Source organism: Sandaracinaceae bacterium, assembly GCA_020633055.1.
Lineage (GTDB): Bacteria > Myxococcota_A > Polyangia > Polyangiales > Houyiibacteriaceae > JADJJE01.
This window is the reverse complement of the sequence record JACKEJ010000007.1, coordinates 619,161-636,338: the sequence shown is the minus strand read 5'-3', so window position 1 is coordinate 636,338 and position 17,178 is coordinate 619,161. Positions and strand designations below refer to the sequence as shown.

At 70.0% G+C, this 17,178-nt stretch carries 13 protein-coding genes; 8 read left to right on the top strand and 5 right to left on the bottom strand.

Features of this window, described 5'->3' with window-relative positions:
* Positions 1-5 precede the first annotated feature (5 nt).
* From H6726_16110 to H6726_16085, 6 genes are read left to right on the top strand one after another with little or no spacing between them, the layout of a single operon-like run.
* Positions 6-596, top strand: a complete 591-nt coding sequence (locus H6726_16110; GenBank protein ID MCB9659178.1) for an aminodeoxychorismate/anthranilate synthase component II — start codon at positions 6-8, stop codon at positions 594-596.
* Positions 593-1,639, top strand: coding sequence for an anthranilate phosphoribosyltransferase (gene trpD / locus H6726_16105; protein ID MCB9659177.1), 1,047 nt, complete (start codon positions 593-595; stop codon positions 1,637-1,639). The genes H6726_16110 and trpD overlap by 4 nt, the downstream gene beginning before the upstream one ends.
* Positions 1,636-2,496, top strand: coding sequence for an indole-3-glycerol-phosphate synthase (locus tag H6726_16100; protein ID MCB9659176.1), 861 nt, complete (start codon positions 1,636-1,638; stop codon positions 2,494-2,496). The genes trpD and H6726_16100 overlap by 4 nt, the downstream gene beginning before the upstream one ends.
* Positions 2,493-3,557 (top strand): NAD-dependent epimerase/dehydratase family protein, encoded by a 1,065-nt coding sequence (locus H6726_16095; GenBank protein MCB9659175.1) that lies wholly within the window; start codon positions 2,493-2,495, stop codon positions 3,555-3,557. Before H6726_16100 ends, H6726_16095 begins: the two co-directional genes overlap by 4 nt.
* Positions 3,550-4,278: a hypothetical protein gene (locus H6726_16090; protein ID MCB9659174.1), complete on the top strand. Its 729-nt coding sequence runs from the start codon at positions 3,550-3,552 to the stop codon at positions 4,276-4,278. The genes H6726_16095 and H6726_16090 overlap by 8 nt, the downstream gene beginning before the upstream one ends.
* A complete protein-coding gene (locus H6726_16085; GenBank protein ID MCB9659173.1) occupies positions 4,275-7,016 on the top strand; it encodes a sulfatase-like hydrolase/transferase in 2,742 nt (913 codons plus the stop codon). The genes H6726_16090 and H6726_16085 overlap by 4 nt, the downstream gene beginning before the upstream one ends.
* 86 nt (positions 7,017-7,102) lie before the next feature.
* Here H6726_16085 and H6726_16080 read toward each other — a convergent pair whose 3' ends face one another.
* Positions 7,103-9,082: a hypothetical protein gene (locus H6726_16080; GenBank protein ID MCB9659172.1), complete on the bottom strand. Its 1,980-nt coding sequence runs from the start codon at positions 9,080-9,082 to the stop codon at positions 7,103-7,105.
* Positions 9,083-9,177: 95 nt separating this feature from the next.
* Here H6726_16080 and H6726_16075 point away from each other — a divergent pair, with 95 nt between their 5' ends.
* Together H6726_16075 and lon are read left to right on the top strand one after the other, a co-directional pair.
* A complete protein-coding gene (locus H6726_16075) occupies positions 9,178-11,271 on the top strand; it encodes a glycosyltransferase family 39 protein (protein MCB9659171.1) in 2,094 nt (697 codons plus the stop codon).
* A gap of 58 nt (positions 11,272-11,329) precedes the next feature.
* Positions 11,330-13,765 (top strand): endopeptidase La, encoded by a 2,436-nt coding sequence (lon, locus tag H6726_16070; GenBank protein ID MCB9659170.1) that lies wholly within the window; start codon positions 11,330-11,332, stop codon positions 13,763-13,765.
* Between the two features lie 118 nt (positions 13,766-13,883).
* On the opposite strand, the gene H6726_16065 is transcribed toward lon, so the two are convergent.
* From H6726_16065 to H6726_16050, 4 genes are read right to left on the bottom strand one after another with little or no spacing between them, the layout of a single operon-like run.
* The gene (locus tag H6726_16065) at positions 13,884-14,657 is read right to left on the bottom strand and encodes a hypothetical protein (GenBank protein MCB9659169.1); all 774 of its coding nucleotides are present in this window, start codon (positions 14,655-14,657) and stop codon (positions 13,884-13,886) included.
* 15 nt (positions 14,658-14,672) lie between these two features.
* Entirely contained in the window at positions 14,673-16,241 is a 1,569-nt protein-coding gene (locus H6726_16060; GenBank protein MCB9659168.1) for a serine/threonine protein kinase, read from the bottom strand.
* 34 nt (positions 16,242-16,275) lie between these two features.
* On the bottom strand, positions 16,276-16,455 hold the full coding sequence (locus H6726_16055) for a hypothetical protein (GenBank protein ID MCB9659167.1): 180 nt from the start codon (positions 16,453-16,455) through the stop codon (positions 16,276-16,278).
* Positions 16,455-17,168 carry a response regulator transcription factor gene (locus H6726_16050; protein MCB9659166.1) on the bottom strand — a complete coding sequence of 238 codons (714 nt, stop codon included), beginning with the start codon at positions 17,166-17,168 and terminating at the stop codon, positions 16,455-16,457. The genes H6726_16055 and H6726_16050 overlap by 1 nt, the downstream gene beginning before the upstream one ends.
* Positions 17,169-17,178: the final 10 nt, after the last annotated feature.

Sequence of the window (17,178 nt, the reverse complement as noted above, 5' to 3'; positions counted from 1 at the left end):
CGACTATGGCGATCCTCGTCGTCGACAACTACGACTCGTTCACCTACAACCTCGTCCAGTATCTGCGCGAGCTCGGCGCCGCCGTGGAGGTACGCCGCAACGACGAGATCGATCTCGACGGCGTGCGCGCCCTACGCCCGGAGGGCGTGCTCATCAGCCCCGGGCCGGGCACCCCCGACGACGCGGGGGTGAGCAACGACATCCTCGCGCACCTCGCGGCAACCACACCTGTGTTCGGCGTGTGCTTGGGTCATCAGGCCATCGGACAACATTACGGGGGGCGGGTGGTCCGCGCGGCGCGCCTCATGCACGGGCGCACGTCGCCCATCACGCACGAGGGGAAGGGGGTGTTTCGAGGGCTCCCGAGCCCGTTCACCGCCACCCGCTATCACTCGCTGCTGTTGGAACCCAGCTCCGTCCCCGACTGCCTGGAGGTGACGGCACGCACGGCCGAAGGGGAGATCATGGGGTTACGGCATCGCGAACATCCCGTGGAGGGCGTGCAGTTCCACCCCGAGTCGTTCCTCACCGAACACGGTCACCAGCTGCTGCGCAACTGGCTCGAACGGCTACCGGCTGCCGGGAAGGCGGCATGAGCGGCGACACCCCGACTCTCCGCGACACCATCATGCAGGTCGTGGCCCGACAAGACCTCGACGGCCCCACGATGGAGCACGCGATGGAGGAGGTGCTCGCCGGGCGCGCCTCTCCCGTACAGATCGCCGCGCTGGCCGTGGGCCTGCGCATGAAGGGCGAGACCACCGAGGAGATCGCGGCGGCGGCGCGCGTCATGCGTCGACGTTGCATCGTCAGCGAGCTGGACCCGGGCGGGCCCGTGCTGGACACGTGCGGCACAGGTGGCGACGGGCTGGACACGTTCAACATCTCGACCGTGAGCGCCATCGTGGCGGCGGCGGCCGGCGTCCGCGTGGCCAAGCATGGGAACCGAGCTGCCTCCAGTCGCGCCGGGAGCGCCGATGTGCTCGAAGCGCTCGGAGTGGCCATCGACCTCGACGCGCAGCAGGTGTCGCGGTGCGTCCGCGAGGTCGGTCTCGGGTTCTTGTTCGCTCGCCAGCGTCACGCGGCGCTGCGCCATGCGGCCCCTGTTCGTCAAGAGCTCGGGGTGCGCACCTTCTTCAACTTGTTGGGCCCGCTGACGAACCCGGCGGGGGCCACGCACCAAGTCGTCGGCGTGTACGACGGCGCGCGTGTGCGTCAGCTGGCCGAGGTGCTCGGCCAGTTGGGGTCGACGGCGGCATGGGTCGTCCATGGTCACGGTGGCATCGACGAGCTCTCGACTTCCGGCCCCACGCAGGTCGCCGAGCTGCGTGATGGTGTCGTTCGCGAGTGGGTCGTCACGCCCGAGGAGTTCGGGCTGGAGCGGGCCCCTCTCGAGGCGTTGGTCGGAGGCGACCCGGCCGAGAACGCCAACATCGCGCGCGCCGTGCTGGCGGGTGAGCGCGGTCCGAGGCGCACCGCCGTGTTGCTCAACGCCGGAGCGGCGCTGTGCGTCGCTGGGCGCGCCGCCACGCCCCGTGAGGCGGCGGACCACGCAGCGAGTGTCATCGACTCCGGTCGCGCGGCCGCCAAGCTGGAGGAGTGGGCGGCCCTCACCCAAGCGCTGCGAGGTGACGGATGAGTGGCGTCCCGGCCCCCGCGCAGCCGCTCGCCGCCGGGAGTCCGGAGCGGCGCGCCTACTTGGACGAGATCCTGGTCCGCAAGCGCGTCGAAGTGAGTCGTCGCTTGCGCCACCAGGCCACGCTGACGCGCCTCGCGGCGGACGTACCCCTCGACCCGCGTCGTGGCGCTAGGGCCCTCGAGGCGTTGCGCAGGCCGAGCTCGGACGCGCCCCCTCGCATCATCGCCGAGGTGAAGTTCCGTAGCCCGAGCGTGGGCCCGATCCGTGCCCCCGCGGCGGGCACCGGCGTGCGCGTGGCGCGCGCCTACGAGGCGGGCGGCGCGGCCGCCATCAGCGTGCTGGCCGACGGACCAGGGTTCGGTGGGTCGCCGCTCACGGTCCGGCGAGTGGCCCGCGCTTGCGCGGCGCCGGTCCTGTTCAAGGAGTTCGTGCTGGACCCCGTGCAGGTCGAGTTGGCGCGCGTGTGCGGTGCGTCCATGGTGCTGTTGCTGGTCCGTGCGCACACGCTCACGCCGCTACAGTCCCTCTGTGACCTGGTCCGCGCGCGAGGGATGGAGCCCGTCGTAGAAGCGGCGGACGAGGCAGAGCTCGAGGTGGCGCTTCAGACGAACGCCTCGCTGATCGGCGTCAACGCGCGCGACCTGCGCACGTTCGAGGTCGACATGGAGCGCGCGGCGCGGTGTCTCGCGGGGATCGACCCGGGGCGCGTCGCCGTCTTCATGAGCGGCATCCGCTCCCCACAGAGCTTCGCTCGCTTGCGCGGCACGCGCGCCGACGCGGCGCTCATCGGAGAAGGCTTGATGCGCTGCGACGACCCCGCCGAGGGCGTGCGCGCGATGTTGGAGGCGACGACATGAAGACGCTCTTGGTGACTGGCGCGAAGGGGACGGTCGGCAGCTACGTGACGGGTCTGGCCGAGGCGTCGGGCTATCGGGTGATCGCGACCGACATGAGCCGCGCCGGCGTGCGCTCGCCCGTGCGCGGGGAGGTGCGCGTCGCGGATCTCCGTGACCCCAGCGCGTTGGACGCGTTGGTGAAAGGCTGCGATGCCGTCATCCACACGGCTGCTCAGCTGGACGCTGGCGCCGACTCGGCGGAGCTCTCGCGCACCAACACGGACGCGGTCGCGAGCTTGTACGAGGCCGCGACGCGGGCTGGCGCGAAGCGTTTCATCCAGGTCTCCAACGCCACGCTCTACGCTTCCCGGGGGGCGACGTCGCTCGACGAAGAGAGCGAGATCGCCCCCCGTGGTCCCTTCGGGATGAGCAAGCGCGCGGCGGAGACGTTTCTCTTGGGTCAGCACGGCGATGGACCGTCGGTGACCGTTCTGCGCGCGGCGCCCATCTACGGTCGTCGCGGCCGACACTTCGCGGCCAGCTTGCTGGCGGTAGGCCCGCTGGTGCGGTTGGCGTCGCCCGTGGTGCCCCGCTTCGGGGGTGGACCGATGGGCACCATGGTTCATGCCGAAGACGTCGCGCGCGCGGCGCTGCACCTCCTGCCGCGTGAGGACGCAGCCGGACAGGTCTACAACGTGAGCGATGGTGACGAGATGACACTTGGGGCGCGCCTGGGCATCACGTTCGACGCCTACGGGCTCACGACGGTCTCGCTCGGGGACGCGCCCGAGGCTTTGTATCGCTTTCTGGGCAAGCTCTTCCAACAGCCCGGCGCACATCAGGGTGCCGACGTCGCGGCCCTCGCCGCGTGGAAGGCCGTCGTCATGCGCCATGGCATCAAGCCTGCGCTGCGGCCGAGGCTCGACGTCGAGCACATGACGCTGCTCTACGAGGACCTGGTGGTGGACGGGGCGAAGCTCGCTGCCACGGGGTTCACGCCACGCCACGCCAGCTTCGAGACGGGCTGGCGGGACGTGCTGCGATGGTACCAAGCGGAAGAGTGGGTCCCGCGCTATGGCTGATCGGCCCACGGCGTTCACGGAGACGCGGGCGTTCGCGACGCAGGCCACGCTCATCGCGCGTCACGCCTTTCGTCCGGAGCCACCCGCGGCTGGTCAGAACGTCGTGGTGCTCGTGCACGGCTTCTTGGCGGCCGCGCCGGTCTTCGATCCGCTGCGGGCGCGCATCGCGCAGGATCTCGGCTGGGCGACGCTAGCCTTCGGATACCCCAGCTACGGCGACTTTCATGCGACGGCGCAGCGATTGGCCGACACCCTTGCGGAAAACGTTCCGGAGGGCAGCGCGGTCACGCTGCTGGGGCACTCGCTCGGCGGGCTGTTGGCGCGCTGGTACGTCGAGGAGCTCGGTGGGGCCCCCCGTGTGAGTCGTCTCGTGACCGTCTGCACGCCGCACCTGGGGACCAGCGCTGCGCGGCTCGCCCCCTTTGGGTTGGCGGGCGCGATCCGACCGGACAGCGACATCACGCGTCACCTCGCCAGCACCCGTGACCCCGCGGGACCATCACTGCATGCGTTGGCCGGCGCACGCGACACGACCGTGCGGCCGACCAGCGCCCTGGGGTGCGAGGCTGACACCAAGCACGTGGTAGCCGGCGTCGGGCACAACGGCATCCTCTACGCGCCTCATGCTCAGGACCACATCGTGCGTGCGATCGCGGGGGGCGAACGACGCGCCTCGGGCTCCACCGACGGGGGGAGCGCGACGGGGTCCCTGGCATCGTGAGCGACGAAGACCGCACGACCGAGGGCCCCCCCACGACCCAGGGCGCGCTGGGCCAGGACGTGCCTGCCGAGGACGCGCCGGTCACAGCGCCGGCTCCCGCGGCGCGGCGACCGACACCCCCGGCCGGACCGTTCGGGTCGCTCGCGCGCCACGTCGCCGTGGGAGCTTCCGTCGCGGCCGTGCTCGCCGCGACGGATGTCAGCGTGGGCGCGGCGCGCGCGAACGCGGTCGGGCTCTCTTGGACCGACCGCCTCGTCGCGCTGGCGAACACCGCGTCGATGTTGGCGCCGGCAGGGGTGCTCAGCGGCGTGAGCGTTGCGCTGCTGTTGCTCGTCGCAGCGCAGACGCCATGGTTCGAGGGGTGGCGTCGCACCCCACATGGGCCGAAGGCGCTCTTCCGGCCCAACCCAGAGGCCTTCGCTTCGGCGCTGGGCATCTGTGTCGCCGTGTTCGGGTACGCCACGGCCACCTCCCGCGCGATGCGACACTTTGCGACTCGCTACCACGACCCGCAGCTCGCCTCGTGGGCGATGAGCGCCTTCTCGCTCGCGCTCGTCGTGAGCGTGGTGTTCCTCGCGGCTACCGTGCGGGTGATCGCGCTCCCCATCGCGCGGCGTCTCCCACGTGTCGCGTCACTCGGTCTGTTGGCCCTGTTCGTCCTCGCGGGGGCTAGCGCCGCGCTGCTCGGGCTCGTCGCCCGAGCGCCCATGCTCCTTCGAGCGTACGACCCCGTGATGCTCGCCTACGCGCCCGGGGTGTGCCTGCTCTACGGGCTGCTGGCGCTCGTCTTCGGCAGGTATTTCGCGGAGCGTCCCACCCGCCGCCTGGCCCTCTTCCTGCTCGGTCTGTCCATCGCGGGTCTCACGTGGACCGGTGCCACCTACGGCGACCGCAACCGTGTGCGCGCGGCGGTGGAGCACGAGAGCGTCATCGGTCGTCCACTGCTGCGCGTGTACCTGGCGCTCACGGACCGCGACGGGGACGGTCACGCCTTCGCGTTCGGCGGTGGCGACTGCGACGACGGAGACCCAGACGTCCACCCGGGGGCGCTGGACAACCCCGGCGACGGGATCGACGCAGACTGCTTCGACGGGGACGGTTCGCGCGAAGTGGCCGACTTCGGGACCGGGCACTACGCGCCGCGGCCCAGCCACATCGTGCGCCCCAACATCCTGCTCATCTCCGTGGATGCACTGCGTCCGGACCACCTGGGCTGCTACGGCTACGAGCGACCGACCTCTCCGAACATCGACGAGTTCTGCGCGCAGGCCGTCCGCTTCGATCGCGTCATCGCGCAGTCGAGCCGGTCGATTCGCTCCATCCCGGCGGTGTTCACCGGGCGCTACCCCTCGCAGGTCGCGTACGGGAGCGAGTACCTGTGGCCTTCGCTGCGGCGCGAGAACCAGACCTTCTCCGAAGCGTTGCGGGCGCGCGGCTATCGCACCGTGGTCACCATGGGCACCGACTACTTCACGCGCGTGGACGGGTTCTTCCAGGGGTTCGAGGAGGCCAATCAGATCCCCGTCTACCGTCCGGCCCGCGCGCGCCCCGTGGACGAGTCGATTCGACAGCTCGACACGCTCATCGAGAGCAATCGACCGTGGCTGCTGTGGACGCATCTCTTCAACGTCCACGAGCGCTACCTCTGGGACCGCACGCCGAGCCGCTTCGGTCGTGAGCTCGTGGACGAGTACGACACCGAGATCGTCCTCGCCGACGAGCAAGTGGGACGCTTGCTCGCGCACCTGAGCGAGCGCGGAGCTGCAGACAACACCGTGGTCGTGTTCATGTCCGACCACGGAGAGGCGTTCTCCGAGCACGGGCACACGGGGCACAGCCAGGCCCTCTACAACGAAGAGGTCTACGCCACGCTGATGATCCGCGCGCCGAGCGTCGCGCCGCGGGTGGTGGAGGGTCCCGTGGCGTTGTTCGACGTCATGCCCACCATCCTGAACCTCGCGGGCGTGCCGTTGCCCGAGCCCGTGCCCGCGCGGAGCTTGGTGGGTCCCATGACCGGAGCGCCCCTCGACCCGGAGCGGCTGATCTTCACGGAGCTGATGCCGGACGGTCTCTACCCCTATGACCAGAAGGCCATTTATCGAGGGAACCAGAAGCTCATCTACTGGACACGAGAGGGGACGTACCAGCTGTTCGACCTCGCCACCGACCCCCACGAACAGCACGATCTGTCGGACGAGCGGCGCGACGAGGCCCGAGAGCTGCTGGGGCTGCTGCGGGCCTGGATCGCGCAGACGCACCTCCCACAGAACCGCACCGAAGACATCGTTACGGAAGCGCGCCTCGCGGCGGAGCCCGCGAACATGACGGCACGTCTGGACGCCCAGTTCCCGGGGATGTTCACGCTGCTGGGGTACGATCTACCGGAGACGACCTTTCGTCCGGGGGAGCGCATCGCGGTCGATTTCTTCTATCGCGTGGACGCCTCCATCACGAAGGATCTGTTCTTCTACGTGAACATCGAGGGGCCCGCGGGCTACCCCGTGCCCCCGCACTTCCACGCGCACCACTACCCCATCCACGGGCGCTATCGGACGACCGATTGGAGACCCGGTGAGATCCTCCGCGACTCGGTGCAGATGGTGATCCCGCGCGACATCCGTCATCCAGTCGAGCTTCGCGTGACGCTGACCGTGCTCGACGCCCAGTTCCCGGTCGAGTACCGGACGCCGACGGGCGCTGGCGTGACCATCGAGGTGGGCCGCGTTCAGATTCGTTGACACGCGGCAGGAGACCTAGGGGGCTACCAGGCAAACGTCGGGGAGACGAGCGCGAGGGAGCCCTGCACGACCGGGGCGACGGTCGCTCAGGGGAGCTCTTCGGGTACGGGAGGCGCAGTCGGCGCGACCAGGTCCACGGATGAGAGCAGCAGCGCGCCTCCCTCGACGTGCAGCTCGACCTCATTCACGCCCGCTTGGGCGACATCCGGCGGAACGGGGAAGGTGAGCAGCCGCCAGCGCGCGTCGACGTCGCGCTCCCCGAGGTCCGAACCGTTCCACGTCAGGCGCAAGCTCCCATGCCCCGCCTCCGCCAGACGACAGCGCACGCGAGCCCCCCCGACACCCTCCATGAACACCGGCAGGAGCAGCCTGGCGTCCTCGTCGAGCGTACGCAGACCCCTGCGCCCGGCGACCTCCTCGGGCTCCTCCGCGAAGCCGTCTGCGGCGTACAGCGCGTGCAGGGGGCCGCCGGTGAAGAACGCCGTCGTCTCGCCGTGACGGGGGGCACCGGTGTCGTACTCGCCGTAGTAGAGCGTCATGCCACGCATGGCGTCGTACCGCATGGGGTGCGTGTCGAAGCGCGCCGCAAACGGCAGCGACGCGGGCCACGCGAGGGGGTTGCCCACCGCCGTGTACGTGCCGTGCGCCAGTTCGTGGAAGACCTGCTCCCAGATCAGATCCGAGCGGGACTCACGCCAGCTGGCGATTCGACCCGTGGCGACGCCGTTCATGGCGGCGACGTTCCATGCGGCGAACACCGCGACAGCCACCCCCAGGAGCGCCCCTGCTAGCGCGCGAGGGCGACGCTCGGCGTAGCGGAACACACCCTCGAGCACCAGGGCGAGCCCCAGACCGAGGGGCGCGCTCATCTCCGTGAAGCGTCGGTTCGAGAATCCCATCGAACCCCAGTAGTCCCAGACGGCGCCGTTGACGTAGACCGTCAGCACGAACGCCACGAGCGACGCGACGGCCACGGGGCGCACGCTACGGCCGGCCCGGGACGGCGAGGACGCACGGACGCTGAACAGGACGAGCCCGACCAGTCCCACCCCCAGGAGCGGCGTCCAGGTGAGCAGGCCGCCCGTGCTGGCGAAGAGCACGCCGTCCAGGTTGGCTTGGCCCCAGCGCATGTAGTGCGGCCCTTGAGGCATGGCGATGTACGTGCCGTAGCTGAGCTTCCACGCGGCGAGCTGAGGCGCGAAGGTGAGGGCGAGGCCCGCAGTGAACAAGAGACCGACCCCCACCATGGTCAGCGCGGAGGCGCGTCTCCGTTCGCGCAGGTCCATGAAGGTGAGCGCAAGCCACTCTCCGAGAGGCCCGAACACGAACACGGCGTTCTGCGGTCGCATCAACATGGCCAACCCCAGCAAGGCGCCAACGAGCACCCAGCGCAACGGATGACGTGCTTGCGCCCCGCGACGGGTTCCGTCCCAGCGCTCGAGGAACAGGGCGACCGCGAACGCCGCCGGTGCGTGTCCGTACGACAACAGCCACGCGCCGTAGTACGTGAGGGGTGACGCAAACGCGATGCCCGCCGTCGCGAGCAGCGCAGGGCCGACGCCCACGTACCGTCTGGTGAGGCGGAATACAAGGAGCAGCGTCAACAGCCCACCGAGGACGGTACCGAAGAGACCGAACGCCGTGAGTGGCCCCTGGCACGCACCAGCGACGCGCGGATCGTCGCTGAGCGACGCAGGGTGGAAGAGCCTCCCCACGACGAGCATCGGCGTCCACAGGACGGCTGGCCCTGGGCTCCATTGGTTGCGGGGCCCAGCTCCCTCGGAGTGGTTCGCCATCCCCCATGGGTCACCACACAGCGCGTAGTCGTTGCCGAGGTCCATGTCCCCGTCGAACGCCAGCGAGCGCGCCCAGAGGTACGTGTAGTAGCCATCGCCCTGCAGCGCGGGCAGGGGCGCAGCCGCGTGCAACGCAACGAACGCGAGCGCGATCGCCAGCAGGCCGGCGCGTTCGACGTTCAGGACACGGCGCAGGGACGAGACAATGCGGCTCCCTCGGCGAGGAGGGCGGTGGCGCGCGTGGTAGGGATTCGGTGGGGAGCTGCTCACGAAGAAAGAGGCGTTGGCACGCTGATGTACGCAACCGTCCCGCCGAACTCAAGCATACCGCTCTCGTCGCCCGCGCGACCTGCTAGCTTCGCGGCGTGCGGCCCAGCGACGACGACATCCCTCTCGAGCTCGCCCCGGACCCAGGCGGAGACGCGCTGGCTGCGGACGCCGAGGACGCGCGCGCGCGCTGGCAGGGAGGCGACCGGGCTGCGGCGCGGCAGCCTCTCGATCGGCCCGCGCCGACGTATCGCCCGCCACGTCGCGAGCGGCCGTGGCTGCCGACCCTCGGGATCGCGCTCGCTGCGCTGCTGGGCGGTGGCGCGCGCCTCGCCACCGCAGACTGGGGGCTGCCCTACGCGCTGCACGTGGACGAGAAGGGGTTCGTCGTGCACGAGGCGCTGGCGGCCGAGTACCGCGGCCTCCGGGGGGGGGACTACCGGCCACACAACACGTCGTACGGCCCGTTGGTGTTCGAAGTCGTGATCGCGACCAAGTGGGCGCTGTTCGGAGGCCCGAACCAGGCGCGCGCGCTGGCCGAGCGCTACCCAGACGAGTGGGCCTACATCACGGGGGCGTTGCAGGCCTACACCTCGCCCACCAGCGTCGCGCTCCCCGACCTGCTCTTCGCGCTGCGAGCGCTCGCGGCGTTGTTCGGCGCCTTGACCATCTGGTGGCTGGGGCTGGCAGCCCAGCAGCTGGAGACTCCGCGCGCCGGGGTGATCGCCGCGTCCCTCGCTGCGGCCTCGGTAGGCCTCTTTCAGGCTAGCCACTTCTACACGCCCGAGTCGTTGCTGATGCCCGCGCTCGCGTGGTTCCTCTTTGCCTGCGCAAAGCTGGCGACCGAGCCACCCCGCGCGGGCAACGTCCTACGGGCCGGCTTGGCAGTGGCTTGCATCGCCGGTAGCAAGGGACCGGGGCTGCTGTGCTTGGTCGCGCTGCCCGCTGCCCTCGCCAGCCACGCGCAGGGGCTCGGCGCGCGGCCATCGGCGTTTCGCCGTCTGACAGCCACGCTGCGCGCTTCGTTCAGCTTGCCCATGGGTCTCAGCGTGGTGGTCGCCGCGCTCGCGTTTGCCGCCATGAACCCGTGGCTGGTCTCGGGCGATCCGGGAGAGTACTTCAGAGGCATCGCGCCCAACCGCTCTGGTTCGGCGCTGTTGGCGCTGCAGTTCAGCGAGCGTGAGTTCGGGTTCTACGACTGGCGCTTCGTCTACAACGACGGGCTGCCGTTTTGGACCCAGCTGCGGACGCTCCTGCCGTACGCGTTGGGTGGGCCCGCCTGCGTCGCGGCCTATCTGTCCATTGCCCGCGGTCTCCGGCGTGGCTCCGCCCTCGACCGCATCGTTCTCTGGTCGGCGCTGCCGCCGCTCCTGCTCGTCGGGGGCTTCGCCGTGGCCACGCAGCGCTATGTCCTGCCCAGCGTTCCCGGGTTGGTGCTGGGTGCGGCCAGCCTGCTCGCGCATCCGCCGTTTCCCACGCGGCCGGGCGACCCCGCGACCGCTGGGGGCGCCACCTCCCGAGCGCGCCGGGCCAAGTGGTTCGGCCTGTGCGCGGCCTTCGTGGCGGCCTGCGTCGTGGCGTTCACCTGCGCACGAGGCGTCGCGTACGCCAGCATGTTCCGCGAGCTCGATCCGCGGGTCCTGGCCGGGCGCTACCTCGCGGAGCACGCGCAGCCCGGTGATCGCGTCCTTCTGGAGCCCGAGGGGTCCTACAGCGCCGTGCTCAACGACGACTACGACCTGGTGGGTCGCGTGCCCGAGGGCGAGCACCGCGACCTGGTGCGCCCACGCTATCTGGAGGCTGCGGTCACCGGAATGCCGCGCCTCCAGGTCCGTCGGCTCTTCGTGGGGCGACCCAACGACGCTGCGCTACCGGGGCACCTGACACGCTCCCTCGCCCGCGCGCGCTTCGTGGTCGTGGGCGACTGGTACCACCGGCGAGCGCGGCACCCCGGCGCCGCTGCGCGCGCGCCCATCCAGAGGGCATTCTACGAGGACCTGTTCGCGGGCCGCTCCGGGTTCCAGGTGGCGGCCAGCTTCCCGCGCGCGCCGCGCTTCCCCGACGTGGACTGGGGCTACGTGTGGGACGAACACGACGAGGAGGCGCTGGCCGTGTGCTTCGACCACATGCCCATCACGGTGTTCGAGCGCGCGCCAGCGGACGCCGCCGCCGTGACCCCGAACGGGGATTGAAGCGGGCGACGTGCAACGTCCTTGCCAGGCTGCAGGGCGGTGACTATGGTCGCGGAATATGTCTGATGAAGACGAGATGAGCTCCCTTTCGACCCCTCCCGAGGGGCCCGATGTCCTCTTCGACGACGAACTCCCCGTTCTGCCCATCCGCAACGCGGTGCTGTTCCCGGGGGCCGTCGCGCCGTTCGACGTGGGGCGTCCCCGCTCCGTCGCGCTCGTCGAAGACATCGAGAGCGCCGACCAACCCGTCATCGCCATCTTCGCCCAGCGCGACCCGTCCACGGACGATCCCGTCGAGGGTGATCTGTACCCCGTCGGCGTCGCGGCGCGCGTCCTCAAGGCGCTCAAGCACAGCTCGGGCAACTACAGCCTCATCCTGCAGGGCCTGGTGCGCATCCGCCTCGAACACGTGGTCGAAGAGGAGCCCTACCTGAAGGCGCGCATCTCGCGCCTGGACGAGATCCCCACGGACGACGTCGAGAGCGAGGCGCTGGCGATGAGCCTGCGCGACATCGCCAAGCAGGTGGTGCAGCTCATGCCCGAGCTGCCGCGCGAGGCCAACTCGCTGCTCGACAGCATCCAGGAGCCCGGTCAGCTGGCCGATCTGGTCGCGGCCAACCTGGACGCCCCAGTGGAGGACAAGGCGCAGCTGCTCGAGACGGTGGACGCCAAGGAGCGCATCCGCAAGGTGCTGCGCCTGCTCACGCGTCAGCTGGAGATCCTCAAGATGCGCGAGCGGATCAACTCGCAGATCAAAGAGGAGATGGGCAAGAACCAGCGCGAGTACGTGCTCCGCCAGCAGCTCAAGGCCATCAAGGAGGAGCTGGGTGAGGAAGACGGTGACCAGGGCGACCTGGACGTCGTCGAGGAGCGCATCGCCAAGGCCAGCCTGCCCAGCGAGGCGGACAAGGTCGCGCGCAAGCAGCTCAAGCGCCTGCGCCAGATGCAGGTGGGCAGCGCCGAGTACACGGTCGTGCGCACCTACATCGACTGGCTGCTGGACATCCCGTGGACACGCGAGACCACGGACAACCTCGACATCGCGGCCGTCCGCAAGGTGTTGGACGAGGACCACTCGGGCCTCGACAAGGTCAAGAAGCGCATCGTCGAGTACCTGGCCGTTCGCAAGCTGAAGAAGGACAAGAAGGGGCCCATCCTGTGCCTCATCGGTCCCCCCGGTGTCGGCAAGACCTCGTTGGGCCGCTCGGTGTCGCGCGCGCTGGGGCGCAAGTTCCACCGCATCAGCCTCGGTGGCGTGCACGACGAGGCCGCCATCCGTGGTCACCGTCGCACCTACGTGGGCGCGCTCCCAGGTCAGATCATCCAGGGCATGAAGAAGACCGGGACCATCAACCCCATCTTCATGCTCGACGAGATCGACAAGGTCGGGCACGACTTCCGTGGCGACCCGGCGGCCGCCTTGCTCGAGGTGCTGGACCCGGAGCAGAACGACACGTTCAGCGATCACTACCTGGAGATCCCCTACGACCTCTCCAAGGTGATGTTCATCGCGACGGCCAACGTGGGCGACACCATCCCGGCGCCGCTCCGCGACCGCATGGAGATCATCGAGATCCCCGGCTACACGCGGCGCGAGAAGCTGGACATCGCGAAGGTGCACCTGGTGCCGAAGCAGCTCGAGGATCACGGCATCAAGCCCGAGACCCTGACCATCTCGGACGCGGCCCTCGAGGGCATCATCGACCACCACACGCGTGAGGCCGGGGTGCGCAACCTCGAGCGTCAGATCGCGAGCGTCATCCGTGGTGTGGCGGTGAAGGTGGCCGAGGGCGAGACGGGTCCGTGGTCCATGGACGACGCCGAGTCGCTGCGCCCGTACCTGGGCCCCGCCCGCTTCACCTCCGAGGTGGCCGAGCGCACCAGCGAGACGGGTGTTTCGACGGGCCTGGCGTGGACGGCGGTGGGGGGCGAGATCCTCTTCATCGAGGCCACGCGCATGCACGGGCAGGGCAAGCTGCAGCTGACGGGTCAGCTGGGCGACGTCATGAAGGAGTCCGCCCAGGCGGCCATGAGCTACGTGCGCACGCGGGCCGAGGACTTCGGCATCCCGAAGGACTTCCTCGAGAAGAGCGACCTACACATCCACATCCCCGCGGGCGGCATGCCCAAGGACGGCCCCAGCGCCGGCGTCACGATGATGACGTCGCTGGTGTCGCTGCTGACGGGCATCTGCGTGCGCCACGACGTGGCCATGACGGGCGAGATTACGCTGCGTGGTCGCGTGCTCCCGGTCGGCGGCATCAAGGAGAAGGTGCTGGCGGCCCACCGCGCGGGGATCAAGCGCGTCATCTTGCCGGAGCGCAACGCCGCGGATCTCGAAGAGGTACCCGAAGAGATCCGGGAAACCCTCGAGTTCATCCCCGTCTCGACCGTGGACGAGGTGCTCGCCAACGCCCTCGAGAACACGGACTCGCTCACGCTGCGGCTCGGCGACGACAAGTCGGCGAGCGCTGGCGTCCAGGCGCAGGCCTGACCGCGCAGCGTGCCTCGGGGTAGACCGAGGCGCTGCGCGGCGGAACCTGCGTGGATGACAGCTCGGCCGCCATCTGTTTTTGCGAGGTCGCGCGCAGGGCGCGTGTGACCTCTTCACCTCACCGTGAGTCGGCGAACCGCTCGAGGGTGCCGAGCAGATGGTCGAGCTGCTCTGCCTGTGCCCGCAGCTCCGCCGTGGATGCGCCCGCGACCGCGGCGTCGCGCAAGCCGTCGAGGTGGCCGGCGAGGGCAGCGCGGAGTCCAGCCTCGACGGTGGAGCGAGAGGCTCGGACCGGCGCGAGCGGCGCAGCGGACACCGTCTGCGGCGCTTCCACCGTACGCGCTGCGGGCGATGGCCTGGGTGCGCTCGGTGCGGCGACGGGCGGGGCGCCCACGGGACGCGCTGCGGGGGCGCTGCTCTCATGCCGTCTCACCACGGCGGCGTCGCCCGCGTGTGCCAACGAGCCTTCGGCCTTGGCCAGCAACAACGAGCAGACTTGGTCGTGGACCCCGCGCATCTCCGCCGGCAGGGCCTCGAAGTGGAGCTCCTCGTCCACGTCGGTCTTGACCGCGTCGAGCGCCGCGACCGTTGGCGCGTCGAAGCTCACCCCCTGCGCCTCGAGCTTCTTTCGGAAGAGTGACCGCGCCAGCCGCGCCACCTGCGCTTCGCCCGGATCGATGTCGAGGATGCCCTTCACGCCCGCAGCGAGCCCGGCGTGGTACGTGGACACGAAGCAGTCCAGCATTCCGTCCCGTGCGGCGGTCACGTCGATCGCGGGCTGGGCGAGACGTGCCTTGATGCGTCGCGCGTACCGCTCCTGGATCTCGCGCAGTGATTCTGCCGAGACGGCGGCCGGGTGTCGGTTCGTGGTGGTGCTGGGTGACTCTTGCATGAGGTTCTCGCGGGGTCAGAGGTTGGCGAGCTCGTCGAGCAGGGGATGCTCGATGTCCACGGTGGGGGGTGGGGCGAGCGGACGACAAGCCCCTCCTGGGCAGTCGCCAATGGACTCGGTGATGGCGCGCGCGTCGACGACGATGGGGTACGAACAGCGCGAGCACACCACACGGCCGCCTCGCGGCGCGCCGCCCTGAGGTAGCGCTTGGCATGCGCCACACGCACAACGGACGGCGCCGTGGACGAGCTCGCCGCGACCTGTTGCGGTCGCAGAGCGCACGTCTCCGGTCCCGACCAGGGTGTAGACCTGCGCCACTTGCCCTGCGCCGTCGTCGTAGCCTCCGTGGAGTCGGCAGTCCGCGCGCCCGGCAGGACCGAGCTCGTCGCGCGCGGCCTCGCTCAAGAGCACCTCGCCCGGAACCGCGTAGCGCAGCAGCCAGCCAGCGACGTCGTCGGCCGCGGAGAGGTTCGCTCCTCCGGGCGCGACTGGGCCCGTGTGGAGCGCCGCGCGCAGGTCGTGCTCCGCGGCGTGGCGCAGCGCCGGGAGAGCGTCTCGCGTGGTCCCGAAGCGCAGCCACGCGAGCCCGCGCGCATCGCGCTCCAGCGTTCCCCCAGTCGACGTCACCAGCGCCGTCAGCGCCCGGATGCGTTCGTCGTTGCCACCGCCGATCACGGCCACGGCCTGCACCTCGACCACGCGCGAGAGCTGCTCCTCGACGCCAGCCAAGATCGCGCCTACGTCTGCGAGCGACGGACGGTCGAGCGGGTCGCGCGCGATCATGCGGTCCACCAGCTGGAACAGCGGAGAGGCTGCGCCGCGCTCGTCCGCGTGTCTCGCGAGCGCACGGTGGCTCACCGGCAGCGGCGTGGCCGAGGTGACCTGGTAGAGGACCTCGGCCACGGTGTCACCGTCGAAGGGCAGGGCTCCCGTCAGCACCTCGTAGAGCAGCACGCCCAGCCCGAAGATGTCCGCCGCAGGCGAGACTTGCCCGCGAAGGCGCTCGGGCGCGAGGTACGCGGGGGTCCCCATGATGGCGTTGTGCGACGTGACGCGTGGTCCGGGGCCGTCGTCGATGGCGATCCCGAAGTCGATCAGCTTGGCGGTGAGATGTGCGCCCTCACCGATGCACAGGACGTTCTCGGGCTTGAGGTCGCGGTGCACGATACCGGCGCGATGCATGACGCCGAGCGCGCTGGCGACCTGCCGGCCGACTTGCACGGCGAGCTCCACACGTGACTGGACCCGCTCGGCGCGCGTCAGCACGTCGTCTCCGAGGAGGCGCTCCATCACCAGGTACGGGCGCTGCGCGTCGAGCACCACGTCGTACACGCCCACGATGTTCGGGTGACTGAGGCGCGCGAGCAGACGAGCCTCACGGTGGAAGCGCGTCTGGTCCTCGGTGCTGGACAGTCGGCCTTCGAGCACCTTCACCGCGACCTCGCGTCCGAGCCGCTCGTCGACGGCGGCCAGCACCACACCCATGCCTCCTTCGCCGAGGGGGGCGCCCAGTCGGTAGCGCCCACCAAGGAGCGCGCCTGCTGCGTATTCGTTGGTACCGGAGGAGCTGTGCGCCGTGGTCACCCTGGCGAAGACGCGTCAGCCTCCGTGAAGTTACTCAGTCGCGGTCGCTCGGCTCGTCGGAGGCCGCCTGCGCCAAGAGGGCCGCCCGTGCCGCCCGCTTGCGCGCGTCCGACCGTCGCCCGATGACGATCAACGCCGACGCGCAGATGGTGAAGAACGCCACGACGATCGTGCACGCGAAGTACCAGATGAGCGCGCTGCTCCCAGAGCCCATCAGCCCACCTCTTCCTTGGCGACCGCCAGGCGGTAGCCCACGCCGTACACCGTGAGGATGTAGCGCGGCTTGTCCGGCTGCGGCTCGACCTTCTTGCGCAGCTTCACGATGAAATTGTCCACGGTGCGCGTGTTGCCCGTGCTGCCCCAGACCTTCTCGAGGATGTCGTCACGCGACACGGGCTGCCCTCCGTGCGCGTGCAGCATGGCCAGCAGCTGGACCTCGAAGAACGAGAGCTGCTCCACGGCCCCATCCGGTAGGCGCAGCTCCTGGCTGGCCGGGTCCACCCAGCACTCGCCCACGGGAAACTCGTCGGCGGGGGCCAGCGTGGTGCGCTTGGCGCGCCGCAGCAGCGCTCGCACGCGCGCCATCAGCTCGCTCACGCTGAACGGCTTGGTGACGTAGTCGTCCGCACCGGCGTCGAGCCCGCGGATCTTGTCCGCTTCCTGGCTGCGGGCGGTGAGCATCAGGATGGGCACGTTGGCGTCCCACGCGCGCACGGCCTCGCACACCTGGTAGCCGTTCATGTCCGGGAGCATGACGTCCAACAGGATGCAGTCTGGCCGCTCCGCCTTGGCTGTGGCGATGGCCTCGCTGCCACGCTTGGCGTGTAGCACCGAGAAGCCCTCGAACTCGAGGCTGTCGCACAGGCCCAGCGCCAAGGCGGGATCGTCTTCTACCAAGAGGACGGTCTGTGGAAAGGCAGCGGTCACAGGCGGCGAC